At 69.8% G+C, this 752-nt stretch carries 1 protein-coding gene; it reads right to left on the bottom strand.

Features of this window, described 5'->3' with window-relative positions:
- A partial coding sequence (locus AC3WON_RS31090) for a phage tail sheath N-terminal beta-sandwich domain-containing protein (protein ID WP_492353483.1) occupies window positions 1-752 on the bottom strand: 752 nt, incomplete at both ends.

The following is a 752-nucleotide window of genomic DNA, read 5'->3' as shown; positions in this document are numbered from 1 at the left end:
GTGCTCCCAGACGGGCGACGGCGAGCCACCCTGCTCCACCGACCAGGCCACCACGTGCGGGCTGTTGCGCGTGCTGGCGTAGGTGTTGAGCGTGCCGACGGTGCCGCGCACCGCGGTATGGACGCGTCCATCGTTCTGGCGCAGCGGCCCCCAGCGCGCGTCGAGTTCCGCCTCGATCAGCGCCATGCTGGACGCATCGGACAGACCCATCAGCACGGTGTTGTACTGTGTCTCGCCCATGGCGGCGATCGCCGTGGCGATCGACGGGTCACCGGTGCCGCTGGCCATCGCCGTGATGGTGACGTTCAGGCCCGGCGGTGTGCTCTCGGACAGCGGGTAGTAGTTCAGCCGCAGGTCGATGTCGTTGCCGAGCGTTCCCTTGTTGCGGGCCGTCAGCGTCACGGTACCAGCAGCAGACGTGGCCGTCACCGGCAGGTCCGCGTTGGCATTGATCGCGGCGACCAGCGCCGTGGCCACGGTCGTCGGCGTGTCGGTCGTTGCCACCGCCACCTGGATGCGGTCACCGGCCACGTACAGGTTGAGCGTGCCGGCAGCGGTCGGCGTGCCGGCCAGCACCACGGTGCCAGTTGCCGCCACGCCACCGCCCGAGTCAGCCACAGGCAGGATCCACGTCTCGATGGAATCGGTGATTCGCAGCACCGCCTCGAACATCAGCGCCGCATGCGAGCCGCGGCCGCAGCGAGCCTGCACGCCGGCCAGATTGTCGGCCTGGAAGGGCACGTTGGCCGCGG

It is taken from the genome of Cupriavidus sp. FW305-46, assembly GCF_058787075.1.
This window is presented reverse-complemented; position numbering and strand designations above follow the sequence as displayed.